A 16,226-nucleotide genomic window follows, 5' to 3' on the forward strand; every position below is an offset into this window, starting at 1 on the left:
CCAGCATGCGGTCGATCAAGCCGGCGTAAGTGCCGTCCAGCTCGCCGCCCAGCTTCGGCTGCAGGCGCTCCCATTTGATCGGGAAACGCACGGTCCGAATGCCCTTGGCTTTCCATAGGGCGAAGAAACCTTCACGGGGAAAAAAGTAGTGTGTGCCGTTTTCTCCGGGCCACACCCCTTCCGAAAACTCGGCCCCTGAGACGTTGATCAGCACCATGGGCAGTGACGCGGCGTCGGCCCGTGCAGCCCCATAAATCAACGTTAGCCATACACCGATCAGCACTGAATTGCGCAGCCAAACCTTGGCTTTGCGGTGCGCGCGACTTTTCATGAGGGAGCCCATTCTATGAACGTGTTTGGAATAGAGTTTTATCAGGGACAGCAGCAAGACCTTATCGGTGAGTTAATCATTTTAAGCAGTGCCCCCTTCAGCTACATGGTCACCGCGAACGTTAATCACATCGTGCTGCTAGACCACGACGAGCGATTCCGCTATGCGTATCAGCGCGCTCGACATCGAATTTGCGATAGCCGTGTGTTGTTCCCACTGTTGCGGCGTTTCAAGGCCAACGTCGCCGAGCCAATACCCGGGAGCACACTGACCCAATCAATGATGCAGATCGCTCAGGAAAGGCATTGGCCGGTGACCGTTCTGGGCTGTGAAAACGATGTCATCGCAGCGCTGAAAATTAAATACCCGTCGATCACGTTTTATCACTACAACCCGCCTATGGGGTTTATTGATGATCCTTTGGAGGTTAACCGGTGCGTGGACTTCATACGTAAACACGAGGCACGCATGACGGTATTTTCAGTGGGCTCACCTCGCCAAGAAATACTCGCCGCCGAAGTGCTGATACGGGGTGGTGCTACCGGGGTGGGGTTGTGCGTGGGGGCGTCACTGGCGTTCTTGTCTGGCAAGATCAAACGGGCACCGCCATGGATGCAACGCCTGTCGCTGGAGTGGTTGCATCGGCTGTACACCGAACCCAAGCGCCTGACCCGTCGTTACGCCGTCGATGCCTACCGGATACTGCCGATTATTGCGCGGCAGTTCCGCAACCATCGTTAGGCGGTGAAGGCTGAGTGTAGTACGGCTGGTTTTTTGCACCCACACCGTTAGTCTACTCGCCGGTCAACATGGCAATAAACGCCTTAAGCCCAACAGGCACATGACGATGGCCCGGATAGTAGAGGAATAATCCCGGTATCCAAGGGCACCAGTCATCGAGCACCCTCACTAATCGACCGTCTTTCAGGTGATTACGCACGGTGTGCTCGGGCAGATAGGCGATGCCCATGCCACGGACGGCGGCGTCGGCCATGATTTCCAGGTTATCCAGGGTCAGGTTGCCGGGGACGTCGATGACCGATTGTTGCCCATGTTTCTCAAACTGCCAGCGATAGGGTTTGCCGCTGGGCAGGCGGATGCGGATGCAGACATGTGCGTTGAGATCATCCGGCGCGGTGGGCGCGGCGCGGTTGAGCAAATAACCGGGCGACGCCACCACTAGGAACCGGGTGTCGCCGCCGATGCGCACTGCAATCATGTCTTGCGGTACGGACTCACCAAGCCTGACCCCAGCGTCGAAGCCGTCAGCCACGATGTCCACCAACCGGCCCTCGGTGACAAGGTCCAGCGCTATATCCGGGTACAGCGAGAGAAAGCGAGGCACCGTCGACTCCATCAGCAGCCGCGCGGCAGGCTCACTGGCATTAATGCGCAGCGTTCCGCTGGGGCGATCGCGAAACTGGTTGACCTCTTCCAGGGCCTGATCGAAATCTCTGAGCAACGGCTGCAAGCGGCTCACAAGGCGCTCCCCCGCTTGGGTGGCCGACACGCTGCGGGTGGTTCGGTTGAGCAGACGCACGCCGATGTTTGCTTCCAGCGTGCGCATCATATGGCTGAGCGTCGATGCCGAAAGACCCAGTTCGTCGGCCGCTTTACGAAAGCTGCGATGTGAAACGATGGCGGCGAAAGCACTCAACTCGGTAAGGCTTGGCTTTGAACTATTCATGGGTAACTTTCACTAGTACAGACTGGATTGAACGGATAGTAACAGCAGTCATGCGGACGTAATCTGACTGTTCTTCTATTTGAGGTCACAGCACATGACGACCACTTGGCTTATTACGGGCACTTCTTCAGGCATAGGACGTGAACTCACCCAGCTTTTATTGGCAAAAGGCGACCGCGTCGCTGCAACTTTGCGCAAGACCGATGCCCTTGACGACCTAAAAGCGCACTACGGTGATCAACTGTGGATCGCACCCCTGGACGTGACCGATACCGAACAGGTGAGGCAGGTCATTAGCCGTGCGTTCGATGAACTTGGGACCATAGATGTTGTTGTCAGCAACGCAGGCTATGCGTTGTTCGGCGCGGCGGAAGAAGTCACCGACCAGCAAATCCAAGACCAGATCAGCACCAACCTGATCGGTTCGATACAGGTCATTCGAGCGGCCATTCCTTATCTGCGTGCCCAAGGCGGCGGCAGGATCCTCCAGGTGTCGTCTGAAGGGGGTCAAATTGCCTATCCCAACTTCAGCCTCTATCACGCGACCAAATGGGCCATCGAAGGTTTTGTCGAGTCCGTCGCCCAAGAGGTGGCGCCGTTCAACATTGAATTCACGTTGATCGAGCCCGGTCCAACCCAGACCAATTTCGGCGCCGCGTTGGTCAGCCCGCCGCACCTGGCAGTCTACGAGGACACCCCGGTGGGCGAACTGCGTCGGGCGATTGCCAGCGGCGCCTTCCGCTTGACCGGCGACCCGGTGAAAATGGCACAAGCGATGATTAATTCGACCGAAGTCCACCCTGCCCCGCGACGCCTGACATTGGGCCGCGGATCTTACGAGCGGGTTCGGGTTGCGCTTGTGGAAAGGACTGCGGTGTTGGATGCGCAGAAGGAGATTGCTTATTCGACTGAGCTGGATGAATGAATGAATGAATGAGGTTTTAAACTCCTTAACGGTCCGGCGCACGGGCAACGCCAAGCGGCGATTAATGAGCTACCCGCTAAACTCCCAGTGTAGTTATTCAATATAGGAGGTTGGCAATGGAGCTCAGAAACTCACTTGCAGCTCTAATGGTCACCGCAAGCCTCTTGGGCTGCACCACTTCATCAGACCACGGAGTGAGCGTTCCTTTAGTTGCCACCCGGCAGAACACCGGTCAGATCGGCAATGTAACGTTAACCAACTGGGACAAACAAACCGGATTCAGTTTCTTCATCAGCGGTGTTCCAAGTGGAGCGTCTTTGCCATTGCGCCTTTACACCTTCATCAATAAAAGCAGCTGCCAGCAACCCGGGCCAGTCGCCTATGCAATGAATGATCATGTCAACACCGAACGCCAACCCATACGTGGCTGGACTTTCTCAAGAAGCGCACCTGTCGCAATGTCGGTGCTGCTTTCCGGTGAATACTCCATCGTCGTGCGAAGTACACCGGATAGTGGCAACGTCGATATTTTTTGCGGAGATATCAGACAAGAAGGCCCAGTGAAATAGCCGATGTTCGACTCGCCCCGGAGGCTTGCAACTGGCCAACCGCTCCTGATGCCCAGCTACAGCCTAGTTCATATTAGCTGGATAGCTCTATCGGAAGCCGCGGCGCCTAACACGCATGGAGAGGCCTCGTCATCAAAGCCTCAGCTCTCCAAACCTGGCGCTGAACCCAGCTCTGCGCGCAACTTGCTCAACGCAGCGTAGGCCTTGTCGCGGTACGCCAAGAGCTCGACGCGCTTTGCAGGGTCAATCTCCAGATAACCATGGCCGGCCTTAAGACCGAAGTTACCGCTGTCCACCAGTTTGGTCAGCGAATCCGGCGCTGCGAAGCGGTCGCCGTAAGCGGCAGCCAAGGTCTTGTAGGACGACGCATACACATCCAGGCCAGCCATGTCGCCGATGGCGAAAGGACCGAACAGCGCCAAGCGGAACCCGAATGCGTTACTCACCACGAGATCGACCTGTTCGGGGGTCGCGAGGCCTTCTTCAACCACCAGCACCGCTTCCTTGTACAGCGCGAATTGCAAACGGTTGGCGACAAAACCTGGCGTGTCAGCAACCCGCGCCGGAACCTTGCCCACCGACCGCATCAGTGCTTCGAGGGTGTCCACATACGCCGCTAGGGTGTGTTCGCTGGCGATCAGTTCGACACTGGGAATGAACGGCTCCGGGTTCATCCAGTGCACGCCGAGAAAGCGCTCCGGGTGACTGACGAACTTCGCCAGTTCGCCGATGGGGATCGCCGAGGTATTGCTACCTATAATGGTGTCAGGAGCACAGGCTTTTGAAATCCGGCCCAGCACGTCACGCTTGATGTCCATCGACTCGGGCACCGCCTCGGTGACGTAGTCGACACCTTCCACTGCCTCCTCGATCGATGCCGCGGCGGTCAGCCCCGCCTCCAGTCGAGCATAGGCATCGGAGGGAAACAATCCGGCATCGGCAAAGGCCTGTGCCTGTTTGAGCAAACGCTCGCGGCTCTGGTTGGCTACGCTGGCATCTACATCCCCGAGCACCACCTGCGCGCCACCAAGCACTAGAACCTGAGCGATACCGCCACCCATGTAGCCTGAACCGATGACCGCTATTTTCTTGATCGTCATGTTGCGACTCCTGTGTACAGATTGAGAAGTGGGTCGATCACAGATGCTGATCGCTGCGATCCTTGAGGCTTGAAAGGGCCAGTGCCGCGATCACGCCGCCAAGAGCCAGATAGGCCGCCACTGCGTAACCGGTGCCGAAACTCGCCAGCAGGAACGCTGCAATTAACGGCGCAGGACCGCCCGCGACCAGCGAAGACATCTGGTAGCCGACACCGGCGCCGGTGTAGCGCACGTGCACCGGGAACTGCTCGGAAATCAACGAGGCCTGGGCACCGTATTGAATGGCGTGGGGCACCAGCGAAAGCGTGATGGCGATGAAAATCCAGGTTTCATTGCCGGAGTTCAGTACCCAGAAATACGGGAACGCCATCAGGATCAGCACCAGGCAGCCGAAGTAATACATGTTGCGGCGACCGACCTTGTCCGCCAGGTTGGAGAAAATGGGCAGCAGAATCAGATCAAGCACCGCTGCGGCCAGGGTTCCCAGCAGCACAAAGGTTCGCGAGACACCCCCAGTGCGCGTGGCGTAATCGAGGATGAACGCGGTGAAGATGTAGAACGGCATTTGCTCCGACATGCGCAGGAATGCGACTTTGACGATCTCGCGCCAGTAGTGTTTGGCCACGTATTTCAGCGGACTTTTTTCGATCTGCTGACTTTTCTTCTTCGCGGCAAAGGACGGCGTTTCCTCAATGGTCAGTCGCACCAGCAACCCGACCACCACCAAAATCCCTGACAGCAGAAACGGAATACGCCAGCCCCATATCAGGAACTGATCGCCGGTGAAGTAGCTCGACCCCATCACCGCCGAAGTGGAGAGAATCAAACCGATAGATGTACCCAGTTGCGGCCATGTGCCTGCCGCCCCGCGTTTCTTCTGATCACCCCACTCCAGTGACATCAAGGCCGCACCGCCCCATTCACCGCCGACGCCAAAGCCTTGCACCAGACGCAGGAAGATGAGAATCGCCGGGGCCCATAGACCAATACTTTCGTACGTCGGCAGGAAACCGATGAGGAAGGTAGCGAGCCCCGTCATGACGAGTGTCACGATTAACGTCGTCTTGCGCCCTACACGATCACCGTAGTGGCCAAACACCGCTGCGCCGATGGGGCGAATGGCGAAGGCAATGGCGAAGGATGCGAATGACAGCATCAACGAGACGAGTTTGTCGTGCGTGGGAAAAAATAACATCGGAAAGACCAGTGCGGCGGTGGCCCCGTAGATGTAGTACTCGTACCACTCGATCGTGGTACCGATCAAGCTGCCGATCGACGCTTTACGTCGCTGCCGCAATTGATGAGCGGTGGGCTGGGTTTGCGCATCTGTGCCTGAAACGGTGGGACTACCGGCGAGTGTGCCGTCGAGTGTGGACATGAAGCCGCCTCCTTTATTTTTATTGGAAAGGCAAAACAGATAGCGCATCCCATGCAGGCCAAGGCTTCCGCTTTGTTTCGAGCTGCAGCATACAGACATGTTATTTTTTATCATTATTTGTTATTTTTTAACATTGTCAAGCTGACTACGATAGAATTCGTCACCTCTACTCGTTTCTGGACCCCGAATCAGATGGAATCTACCTATCCCCGTACGCTGTATCTGATCCGCCACGGTGAAACCGACTGGAACGCCAAACGCCTGCTACAAGGCCGACGGGACATTCCCCTCAATGCGCACGGCAGATCGCAAGCGGCGGTGTCCGGGTTATGCCTCAAGTGGTTGCTACCGCCATCGACCGACGTAGACTTTATCGCCAGCCCGTTGGGCAGAACACGGGAAACCATGGAAATCGTTAGGCAACGATTGGAGTTGGCGGCACAGGACTTCCGCACGGATGACCGGCTGATGGAAATCGACTTCGGCGAATGGGAGGGGCTGGGCTGGAAGGATATCGCTGAACGCGATCCACAGCGTTTCGAAGCCCGCCAGGCGGACCCGTTGAATTTTATTCCCCCCGGTGGCGAGAATTACCCCATGGTATTCGAGCGAGTGGGCGCACTGTTGGATTCGCTGAAGCGCGACACAGTGCTGGTGGCCCACGCCGGCGTACTGCGCAGTTGCTTAGCGCTGCTGGCAAACGTCGATCCGCAGCAGGTGCCGGCACTGGAGATTCCTCAGGACCGCGTGCTGATGATTCGCTCAGACGAATTTGCCTGGATGCGCGCCACAACGGCCCTGGACAGCAGAGACTGAGCGTCCTGTGATCCTTCAGGCCAGCATCAGGCGAGGATCAGTTCCACGCCTGATTTGCGAATGCCTGCGGCGGCATCGGCGGTGAGCGCACTGTCAGAAATGATGGTATCAAAACGCTCGAGACCGGCGATCCGATACATGCCGAAGGTGCCGTATTTCGAGCTGGTCGCCATCAATACCGCTTGCGACGCGGAATTCATCGCGGCTTTTTTGACTTCGATTTTGCTTTCCGAGGGCGTCGTTATTCCTCGTTGCAGGTCCCAGGAACTACTGGAAATGAACGCGATGTCCGTCGCCAGATTGCGCATGGTATCGGCCGCCAGGGTGCCAACGGCGGCGATATTGTCGTGATCCAGCACGCCCCCGGTATGAATCACCTTAACCTGCTTGGCTCCGGCCAGCGCCATGAGAATACTGAAATCGTTTGTGATAACCGTGATGCCGGTCTGATTGATGATGTGCGGCACCAGACACAAGGTGGTGGTACCGGCGTCCAGATAGAGACTCATGCCCGGTTTGATCAGGCTGGCCGCGCTGACCGCCATTCGCTGCTTCTGATCCGGCTCGACAATCACTCGGTTCTGATGGCTGGGTTCGCTGTACAACTGGCTGGCCAGTCGCACGCCCCCGGGCACTGAAAATACCAGCCCTTCCTGCTCCAAGATGGCAATATCTCGCCGTACTGTCATGTGGGAGCAATTGAAGATTTTGGTGAGTTCAATCACGCTCAACGTCTGCTGGCGTCGCAGTCGACGGACGATCATTTCTCGCCGTTGTGCAGGTGCCTGCGGCTGATCGTCGAGGGAAGGCACTTTATTCTCAGTCATCGGAACTCTTTGAAAGGATTTGTATGAGAGTCGGAAAATAATAATGCCATGCATGGAACCTAGCTGACGCGGTTATTTGAATTGTCGGGTTGAGGCTGTTGGCAGCCGCCCTTGAGCGGCCGCCGTCGGTGAGTCAGTTGGTTTTAGCAACCCATGCATTGAAGCGCTGTTCAAGCTCTTCACCATGATCGACCCAGAACTCACTGTTCATTGGCATTGCTTGCGCCAGGTTGACGGGGGCAGTGTTCAGGCGTGCCGCCAGGGCTGGATCAAGCAGTGATGCGGTGTGCAGGTTGGTCGAACCATAACCGAGCTTTTCGGTGTGGATTCTCTGGTTTTCCGGGCGTAAGGAAAAATCGATGAACTGTTCTGCGATTGCCTTGTTCTTACTGCCTTTGGGGATTGCCCAGGAGTCGATGGCATAGATACTGCCTTTCCAGACGATTCGTACCGGGGCTCCTGACTCTTGGGCCGAGAACACTCGGCCATTAAACGCGGTGCTCATGACCACATCGCCACTGGCGAGGAACTGCATTGGCTGCGCGCCAGCTTCCCACCATTGAAGGCTGGACTTGATCTGATCCAGTTTATTAAATGCGCGATCCACACCTTCTTTGGTGCCCAGTACTTTGTAGACGTCGGCATAATCCACGCCATCGGCCATCAAGGCAATTTCCAGAGTGTACTTGGCGCCTTTGCGCAGGCTGCGTTTTCCGGGAAACTTCTGAGTATCCCAGAAGTCCTTCCAGCCGGTCGGTGCAACACTCAGTTTTTCGCTGTTGTAAGCCATTGCCATCGACCAGACCAGCAAGCCAGCACCGCATTCCGAGAATGTGCCGGGAACGAAATTTTCCTTCTTGCCCAGCTGCGCCGCATCCAGATGCTCAAACATCCCTTCTTCGCAGCCGCGAATCAGTTCCGGCGCTTCGACCTGCACCACGTCCCAATTGACGCTGTTGGTATCGACCATGACCTTAATGCGGCCCATTTCGCCGTTGTACTCGCCGGCTACCAGTTTGTTGCCACTGGCTTTTTCAAACGGTTTGTAGAAGGCCTCCGACTGCACATCCTTGCTCACGCCGCCGAACGAAATCACGGTTATTTCGTTGGCCATGGCACTCGACGCCATGACGGCGAGCAACAAGGTTCCAATGGCTTTGCTTTTCATGTCTACCCCTAGGATTGTTGGTTTTGGCAGATGTCGACGCTGGATAATCTCTTCGCTGTGATCGGCTGTCGCCCGTCAGCTCCGGTAGTCCACTGGATCACCGGCGATGAGGCGAAGTGCCGAGTTCCAGGCAAGTTGATGCAGTTGTTGGTCGATCTCTTCATCGGACTGTTGTGCGGTCAATTCGCATACCGCCTGTGACGGGAAGCGCAATGCTTGTCCGCCAGCCAATGCCTGTACTTGAGCCTGGCATGCGCGCTCAAGAAAATAGATCTGATTGAAGGCTTCGGCGATGCTGCAGCCAGCAGCCAGCAGCCCGTGATTGCGCAGGATCATCGCCATGTGCGGTCCCAGGTCGGCAACCAGCCGAGCGCGCTCATTAGGGTTCAAAGAGATACCTTCATAATCATGGTATCCAAGGCGCCGGTAGAACTTCAGGGCATGCTGGCTGATCGGTAATAACCCATGCTCTTGCGCGGATACGGCAATACCTGCCGAGGTATGGGTGTGCACCACGCAATCGATATCCGGGCGCGCCGCATGGATCGCCGAGTGAATATTGAAGCCGGCACGATTAACACTGTCGGGGCCGCGCCACGGGTCGACGACATTGCCCTCATGGTCGATCTTGATCAGATCCGAGGCGCGCATTTCGTGAAACAGTACCCCGTAGCAATTGATCAGAAAGTGCCCCTCGCCTCCAGGGACCCTAGCGGAAATGTGCGTGTCGATCAGATCGGTCATCCGAAAGTGCGCGAGCAATCGATAGAGTGCCGCCAAGTCACACCGGGTGCTCCACTCTTCGGAGGAGATCTGGCTACGGTCGATTTGCTGGGGTGTATCGTGCATGGCAGATCCTGGTTCGTGGTATGTTCTGCCGATAAATCGATCGGCTATGACCTGATCTTGCCGCAGCACCCTGCTGGAGACCATACACAGAACATGCCGTTGAACGGCATCACTGTTATGGTCTTTTTACCAGCACACCTACGTGTTCATACTTTGCTAGAACGGACGTTTTTATGATGTTCCTGGATCCCGGTTCGCAGGCGCCGCTGGTTAGCCAAATCGTTGCTGGCATCAGCCTGGCGATCAAACAACAGCAGCTGCGCCCCGGTAGCAAATTACCCTCGATCCGCAAGCTCTCGCAATCTCACAAGGTCAGCCATTTCACTGTGGTCGAGGCCTATGATCGGCTAGTCGCACTAAGCTTGTTGAAAGCCGTGCCCAATGCTGGTTTTTATGTGCGGGAACTGGCAGATAACATCAGCCGCGAGGCGCCATTCGAGGCTGCCGCGCAAGACAGTGAGTTCGATTTCGACGCTCACCTGCTATTACAACGAGTCTTCCAGCCAATGGGGATGGAAGTGCGTCCTGGCGTCGGATTGTTGCCTGAGCAGTGGGCGGACGACGACGGCCTGCAACGTAGCCTGCGAGTTCTGGCTCGCAGCGCGCCCAGCAGCTTCTCCGGTTACGGCATTGCCAAAGGCAGCGCGAAGTTGCGCGCCAAACTGGCCGAGAAGCTGGCGAACAGCCGGATTGCAGCTCATCCAGAACAAATCATCCTGACCAGCGGCGCCAGCCATGCACTGGACTTAGTGGTGCGCTACCTGGTGCAACGTGGCGATAGTGTGCTGGTCGACGAGCCGGGTTATCACAACCTTTTTCTCAACTTGCACCTGCAAGGCGCCAAGCTCCTGGGCGTGCCGCGCACCCGTGACGGCATCGACCTGATACAGCTTGAGCAATTGATCGTGCTGCACCGGCCCAAGGTGTTTTTTACTAACACCCGCCTGCAATGCCCGACCGGCACTAGTCTGTCACTGGCGGTGGCCCATCGCTTGCTGCAACTGGCGGACAAGTATGATTTTCTGATTGTTGAAAACGATATCTATGCCGACCTGGACCCGAGCGGCCAGCAGGCCCTGGCCGGGATGGACCAACTGTCGCGGGTGATTTACGTCGCTAGCTTTTCCAAAACCATCGCTCCGGCATTACGAGTGGGTTTTATCGCGGCTCGCCAAGAGCTGATCGACGAATTGCTGCCGCTGAAGCTGGTGAGTGGCCTGACAACCTCGGAAATCACTGAAGAGCTGACCCTCGAAGTGTTGCTGCAAGGCCGCCATCGTAAACACGTCAAACAGCTGCAAAGCCGTTTGGCGGAGGCTCATGAGGTTGTCGCCCGGCGCTTGCGGGGTGTAGGTATGGAGCTATTTGTCGAGCCCTGTGCAGGTCTGTTCCTGTGGGCGCGGCATCCGCAGATCGAAGACTCCACGGAGCTGGCCATGCAAGCTAAGGATGAAAAAATCCTCCTTGCCCCTGGACAGTTGTTCATGCCTGATGCGCGAGTGGTGCCTTGGATCCGCTTCAACGTGGCCCATTCGATGGATGACCGAATCTATCGCTTTCTAGGCAAAATCTGACCCGTCGGACCTACCGAACCAATAAAGCCAAAACGCCCGGTGCATTGCATCGGGCGTTTTGCTTTCTAAGCGCAAAAAACGAAAGATGATTTACTTCGGCGAGTCATGTCGCTTTCGGCGTGGCTCTCAACTGAACCACCTGCGACTCCTCGCTCACAGTCGAGGTGACCATCGTCGCAATAATCGACTTTAGAGCTAACTGCCCCACGGGCTGACCCTGACTGTTAGTGACCACCAATTCATCGAGCCCCGCTTCAACCAATCGTTTAACCGCCGACTCAAGTGACGTCCCCATGGGTACTGCCAGCGTTGCACCGGCCTTCACCCGTGCAAACGGCCGCATGATTGCCTCGACGCTGATCACCCGCCCCCGATTCACTTCCTTGACGAAGTTAGCAATGTAATCGTCCGCAGGACTCATGACGATCTCCTCGCGGGTGCCTTGTTGCACTACTTCACCGTCACGCAGGATTGCGATGCGATCCCCAATTCGCAGCGCTTCATCAAGATCATGGGTAATGAAGACGATGGTCTTTTTGATCTCTTTCTGCAGGCCCAGGAGTACCGATTGCATGTCCATGCGGATCAGCGGATCAAGGGCCGAGAAGGCTTCATCCATCAACAGGATCGGCGCATCACTGGCCAATGCCCGGGCCAGGCCGACGCGCTGTTGCATGCCACCGGAGAGCTGATTGGGATAGTGATTTTCATAACCTTTGAGCCCAACCCGATCCAACCAACCCATGGCGATCTCTACTTGCCGACCACGGGGCAATCCCTGGATTTCCAGCCCATACACCGCATTGTCGAGCACGGTCCGGTTTGGCAGCAGCGCGAACTTCTGAAACACCATGGAAATTTTATGTCGGCGAAATTCCCGCAGATCGTTCGGGCTCATCTTCAGCACATCCACGCCGCCCACGATGACTTCGCCAGCCGTGGGGTCAATCAATCGGTTGATATGGCGGATCAAGGTCGACTTGCCCGATCCGGAAAGCCCCATGATCACCTGAATGCCCCCGGATGGCATGCTGATGTTGATGTCCTTCAAGCCCAGTACATGACTGTGATTGCTCAGCAGCTCGGCCTTGCTCATGCCCTGTTTGACCCGTTCGATACTGGCGTGCGCCTGGTAACCGAAGATCTTGTAGAGATGCCTGATTTCGATGCCGAAATCGTTGGTCAGATTAGTGGCCATGGACCATCTCCAGATGCTTTTGCAATCTTCTGCCGTAGGCTTGGCTGACCCGGTCGAAGATCACCGCAATGCCGACAATGGCCAGGCCGTTGAACATACCGAGGGTGAAGTACTGATTGGAAATAGCTTTGAGCACCGGTTGCCCCAGCCCTTCAACCCCAATCATCGAGGCGATTACCACCATGGCCAGTGCCATCATGATGGTCTGGTTGATGCCGGCCATGATCGATGGCAATGCCAGGGGTAACTGGACATTTTTCAGTTTCTGCCAACTGGACGAGCCAAAAGCGTCGGCGCACTCCAACATCTCGGCATCGACGTGGCGGATACCGAGATTGGTCAGGCGAATCATCGGCGGCAAAGCGTAGACCACTACGGCAATCAGTCCCGCAACCTTACCGATTCCCAGCAACATCACCACCGGAATCAGGTAGACAAAACTCGGTAGGGTCTGCATCACGTCCAGTATAGGGCTGACCAAGTTCTGCAGACGATTGGAGCGGGCCATGGCAATGCCGGTCGGCAAGCCGATAACAATGGATATCACGGTGCAAACGAAGATCATCGACAGGGTTTTCATGGTGTCGGTCCACATGTCCAGATACCCGATCGCCATCAGCGTGAATATGCAACCCAGGACAATTTTCCAGTTGCGACTGGCGAACCAGGCAATCAAGGCGACCAGCAAAATGATGATCGGCCATGGCGTCGTGGTCATGAACCTCTCGGACTGATTGAGGAAAACTTGCAACGGCTTGAAAAAAGCTTCGAAGCTATCGCCGTAAGTGCTGGTGAAATTGCGAAAGGCACCGTCGATTACCTTTTTCAAGGCCCGGAGTCTTTCATCCTCCATATGTGGAAAGCTCAGTAACCACTCCATGACATTCCCCTTTCGTAGAAGACCGTAAGAACCTGGCAGGTCATTTCAATACATGGGTGTTTTTATTTTTATCGGTGCGCAAGGGTCAATGCAGCATGGCACAACGAACTGCATCGACCCGCGGAATTAAAGCGCAGCCTTGATCTTGCCAGACGCTTCAGGAGTGACCCACTGACTCCAGAGTGCTTCGTTGTTTTTCAGGAAGTACTTGGCCCCTTCCTCACCGGTGGCCTGGTTATCGGTCATCCAGGCAATCAGTTTGTTCACCGTCGCGTTGGACCAGGCGCGCTTGTTCAGGTACGCCATGACGGTCGGAGCGCGGGCGGCGAAGGACTTGGTAGTCAAGGTATACACCCGATCAATCGGCCAGCCATTGGGTTTTGGATCAGGACAGTCGGCGACCGTATTGCAACGCTTCCACTCCACCGGGTCGACCGCATGGCCATTTTCCAGTTTCACCATTGGGTACTTGCCCAACAAGGCGGTAGGTGCCCAATAAAACCCCAGCCAAGGCGCCTTGCGCTCGTAGGCTTTGGCAATGGACCCGTCCAGCGCCGCTGCCGAACCGGTGTCCACCAGCACAAACCCGGCCTTCTCGAACCCATAGGCCTTGTAGAACTGGGCGGTTACCACGGTGCCGCCCCAACCTTGCGGGCCGTTGTAGATCGCGCCCTTTTTCGCGTCGTCAGGGGCCGGGAAGAGTTCGGGATGCTTCTTCACATCGTCGAAACTCTTGAGGTCCGGATGGGCGTCGGCGATGTATTTCGGAATCCACCAGCCTTGAGAGCCACCGTCGGACAATGAGCTCGCTGCCTCAACCAGATTGCCGCTTTGAATACCCGTCTTGGCGACCTCCGGAACCAGGTCGATCCAACCTTCCGGGGCAATATCGGGCCGCCCCTTTTCGACCATGGAGGTGATGGTTGGCACCGTATCCCCCGCCACCAGATCGGCATTACAACCGTAGCCTGCATTGAGAATCAGCTTGTCAACGTTGGCCATCACTTCAGCCGAGTGCCAGTTCATGTTGGCGATCGTCACATCACCACACTCAGACGCTGATACCCAACCACTAAAGGCGACGATTCCTAGTGCAAGTCCCGTCTTCGAGAAAGACTTTATATTCATAAACGCTAACCTCGATTGCGGCCAGAGTTAAGAAGGACCAACTACCGCGTCATTGGACCTTCTTTCGTGTCAGCAGAATGGGCAATTGAACTCATGGAACTGGCGACTGAGGTCGCTGAATCCAGACCTGCTTTTATTATTTTATCGAAGCCGTTGGCAATCATGGCTTCGAGGCCCGCAGCCGTGACGCCGCGGTAGCTGATGAGCGCTTGCAAGAGTTCGTCGACGGAGTGCCCATTCCCTATCAGTTGGCTGGCATCCACCACCACTGCATTTACTGCGCGGTGGGCAATGTCTGGAGGCAAGCCACTGTTCAAGGCATGTTCGAGCATGCTATGAGCCAGTAAAGCCGGGTACGCAGGTCCTGTTCCCACCAGCGCCGTCAAATAGTTCAAATCGCTTTCGGTGAATACTTCATCAGCGCTACCGAAGGTTTCGAATAGCCGCTGGGCGAAGGCTTTCTGCTCATCGGTGACCTCCTGCGTGGCCAGCCAGGGCGTATAGGACTTGCCGATTTCTGCTGCGGCATTGGCCATGGCGCGAATCACCTGCCGGCAGCCGGTACTCTGCACCAGATCTTCAAGGGGGACGCCGGCCATCAAGGAAATCACCAGCTTGTTTTCAGCGAAAATCTGTACGTCAGCAAATTGCTCGGGGCGTACGGACACGATGACCACATCACAACGTTCCACCAGTTCCTGGTTGTCGCGCGTCACCGTCACCTGTGACCACTTGGGACTCGATAATGGATTGCTTGCGGAGCGGTTCGAAAGTACCAACGCATCGGGCTGGATAAAAACCTTATCTAGCATCGCCAGGGCTATCGAGCGGCCAAGCCATCCCGATCCACCGATAATGCCTATCGTGGGTTCTTCGAACATTTGAGCCTGCCTTCGTCAGTCAGAAGTCGTGGTCAGTCAGGGGTAACCGATGAAACCTCATCCATTACATATCCATGGCGGGAGTAGAAGCGTTTCAATTCACGCGCCAGGGGCTCATGGCCGGTAAATATTTTCACGTACTCGGGAATCCGCCGCATTCGCTCCCCGACGTCCTCTCGGGTGTTGGTGCTGATGTAGCCAATCTGTGTCAGGTAAATGGTTCGAGCTCGAACATCGGCAGCGTCGAATGCATAGTCGAAACGCACGAACATCCGGATCAGTGCTTCGCGCCTGGCAATGTCGGCCACCCGGATATGTTCGGCCACTTCGGCGGACTGCAAAGCCCAGCTACGCATGGCAAATTCGAACTGTGAATCGAACAGTTCCGGGCTCAGCCAGCAGTCGAAAACGTTAAGCATTGCCTCGGCAATGCTCTCAGCATAGCACTCGGTCTGAGTGACCAGATTTCCGGTGTTCTTTACCCGCCAACGCTCGATCAATGCTGCCAGCAGCTCTTCGCGGTCCTTGAAAAACCAATAGAAACTGGTTCTCGACAGCCCTAGTTTTTTGGCCAGCGGCATCACTCGCACTGTGTCGACACCGCACTCGGTCAGGCTTTCATACGCCGCGTCGAGCCACCCGTCCAGTGACCCTCTCCAGCCAGTTTCTACTGCTTTGGTTTGTTCGTTCATGGCTCGATCCTAGTCTCTGATCCGAGATCACGCAAGAAAAATGTACACCTATGTCTAGTGTATTGACACAGGTGTACATTTCACCCTAACGTAATTTCAACCTTGGTCCGATGCCCTCTTCCGGAGAGTCTTGACGATGTTGAACGATCCGCTCCTCCAGCCCTATCAGTTGAAGCACCTGACGCTCAGAAATCGCATCATGACCACCGCCCACGAACCGGCC

Annotated in this window: 16 protein-coding genes and 1 pseudogene; 5 read left to right on the forward strand and 12 right to left on the reverse strand. The window is 56.1% G+C overall.

Annotated features, from left to right (window positions below; all coding sequences use genetic code 11):
- Positions 1-331 (reverse strand): annotated as a pseudogene (locus M0974_RS03295) (glycoside hydrolase family 5 protein); the annotation flags it as partial.
- Between the two features lie 15 nt (positions 332-346).
- On the opposite strand from M0974_RS03295, the gene M0974_RS03300 reads away from it, so the two are divergent.
- Positions 347-1,072: a WecB/TagA/CpsF family glycosyltransferase gene (locus tag M0974_RS03300; protein WP_297832745.1), complete on the forward strand. Its 726-nt coding sequence runs from the start codon at positions 347-349 to the stop codon at positions 1,070-1,072.
- A gap of 52 nt (positions 1,073-1,124) precedes the next feature.
- On the opposite strand, the gene M0974_RS03305 is transcribed toward M0974_RS03300, so the two are convergent.
- Complete coding sequence (locus M0974_RS03305) at positions 1,125-2,018, reverse strand: LysR family transcriptional regulator (RefSeq protein ID WP_297832748.1); 894 nt, start codon at positions 2,016-2,018, stop codon at positions 1,125-1,127.
- A gap of 94 nt (positions 2,019-2,112) precedes the next feature.
- Here M0974_RS03305 and M0974_RS03310 point away from each other — a divergent pair, with 94 nt between their 5' ends.
- Together M0974_RS03310 and M0974_RS03315 are read left to right on the forward strand one after the other, a co-directional pair.
- Positions 2,113-2,943 (forward strand): SDR family oxidoreductase, encoded by an 831-nt coding sequence (locus M0974_RS03310; RefSeq protein WP_297832751.1) that lies wholly within the window; start codon positions 2,113-2,115, stop codon positions 2,941-2,943.
- Positions 2,944-3,059: 116 nt separating this feature from the next.
- Positions 3,060-3,512, forward strand: a complete 453-nt coding sequence (locus M0974_RS03315) for a hypothetical protein (RefSeq protein WP_297832754.1) — start codon at positions 3,060-3,062, stop codon at positions 3,510-3,512.
- Positions 3,513-3,652: 140 nt separating this feature from the next.
- Here M0974_RS03315 and M0974_RS03320 read toward each other — a convergent pair whose 3' ends face one another.
- Positions 3,653-4,612, reverse strand: a complete 960-nt coding sequence (locus M0974_RS03320; protein WP_297832757.1) for a 3-hydroxyacyl-CoA dehydrogenase family protein — start codon at positions 4,610-4,612, stop codon at positions 3,653-3,655.
- A gap of 37 nt (positions 4,613-4,649) precedes the next feature.
- Positions 4,650-5,990, reverse strand: coding sequence for an MFS transporter (locus tag M0974_RS03325; RefSeq protein WP_297832760.1), 1,341 nt, complete (start codon positions 5,988-5,990; stop codon positions 4,650-4,652).
- A gap of 192 nt (positions 5,991-6,182) precedes the next feature.
- Between M0974_RS03325 and M0974_RS03330 the strand changes: the two genes are divergently transcribed.
- The gene (locus M0974_RS03330) at positions 6,183-6,806 is read left to right on the forward strand and encodes a histidine phosphatase family protein (protein WP_297832764.1); all 624 of its coding nucleotides are present in this window, start codon (positions 6,183-6,185) and stop codon (positions 6,804-6,806) included.
- A gap of 26 nt (positions 6,807-6,832) precedes the next feature.
- Here the strand turns inward: M0974_RS03330 and M0974_RS03335 are convergent, their stop codons facing one another.
- The 3 genes from M0974_RS03335 to M0974_RS03345 all read right to left on the reverse strand — a co-directional run bounded on the left by M0974_RS03335 (position 6,833) and on the right by M0974_RS03345 (position 9,650).
- A complete protein-coding gene (locus M0974_RS03335; protein ID WP_297832767.1) occupies positions 6,833-7,633 on the reverse strand; it encodes a DeoR/GlpR family DNA-binding transcription regulator in 801 nt (266 codons plus the stop codon).
- A 133-nt stretch (positions 7,634-7,766) separates the two neighbouring features.
- Entirely contained in the window at positions 7,767-8,801 is a 1,035-nt protein-coding gene (locus M0974_RS03340; RefSeq protein ID WP_297832770.1) for an ABC transporter substrate-binding protein, read from the reverse strand.
- A gap of 75 nt (positions 8,802-8,876) precedes the next feature.
- Positions 8,877-9,650, reverse strand: coding sequence for a class II aldolase/adducin family protein (locus M0974_RS03345; protein WP_297832773.1), 774 nt, complete (start codon positions 9,648-9,650; stop codon positions 8,877-8,879).
- Between the two features lie 173 nt (positions 9,651-9,823).
- On the opposite strand from M0974_RS03345, the gene M0974_RS03350 reads away from it, so the two are divergent.
- Positions 9,824-11,224 carry a PLP-dependent aminotransferase family protein gene (locus M0974_RS03350; protein WP_297832776.1) on the forward strand — a complete coding sequence of 467 codons (1,401 nt, stop codon included), beginning with the start codon at positions 9,824-9,826 and terminating at the stop codon, positions 11,222-11,224.
- Between the two features lie 103 nt (positions 11,225-11,327).
- Here the strand turns inward: M0974_RS03350 and M0974_RS03355 are convergent, their stop codons facing one another.
- From M0974_RS03355 to M0974_RS03375, 5 genes are all read right to left on the reverse strand, one after another.
- A complete protein-coding gene (locus M0974_RS03355) occupies positions 11,328-12,422 on the reverse strand; it encodes a glycine betaine/L-proline ABC transporter ATP-binding protein (RefSeq protein ID WP_297832779.1) in 1,095 nt (364 codons plus the stop codon).
- A complete protein-coding gene (locus M0974_RS03360) occupies positions 12,412-13,302 on the reverse strand; it encodes a proline/glycine betaine ABC transporter permease (protein WP_297832782.1) in 891 nt (296 codons plus the stop codon). The genes M0974_RS03355 and M0974_RS03360 overlap by 11 nt, the downstream gene beginning before the upstream one ends.
- Positions 13,303-13,428: 126 nt before the next feature.
- Positions 13,429-14,430 (reverse strand): ABC transporter substrate-binding protein, encoded by a 1,002-nt coding sequence (locus M0974_RS03365; protein ID WP_297832785.1) that lies wholly within the window; start codon positions 14,428-14,430, stop codon positions 13,429-13,431.
- A 41-nt stretch (positions 14,431-14,471) separates the two neighbouring features.
- Positions 14,472-15,311, reverse strand: coding sequence for a pyrroline-5-carboxylate reductase dimerization domain-containing protein (locus tag M0974_RS03370; RefSeq protein WP_297832788.1), 840 nt, complete (start codon positions 15,309-15,311; stop codon positions 14,472-14,474).
- 32 nt (positions 15,312-15,343) lie between these two features.
- The gene (locus M0974_RS03375) at positions 15,344-16,003 is read right to left on the reverse strand and encodes a TetR/AcrR family transcriptional regulator (protein WP_297832791.1); all 660 of its coding nucleotides are present in this window, start codon (positions 16,001-16,003) and stop codon (positions 15,344-15,346) included.
- Positions 16,004-16,226 lie beyond the last annotated feature (223 nt).

The organism is Pseudomonas sp., from assembly GCF_026224925.1.
In the GTDB taxonomy this organism is placed as follows: Bacteria; Pseudomonadota; Gammaproteobacteria; order Pseudomonadales; family Pseudomonadaceae; genus Aquipseudomonas.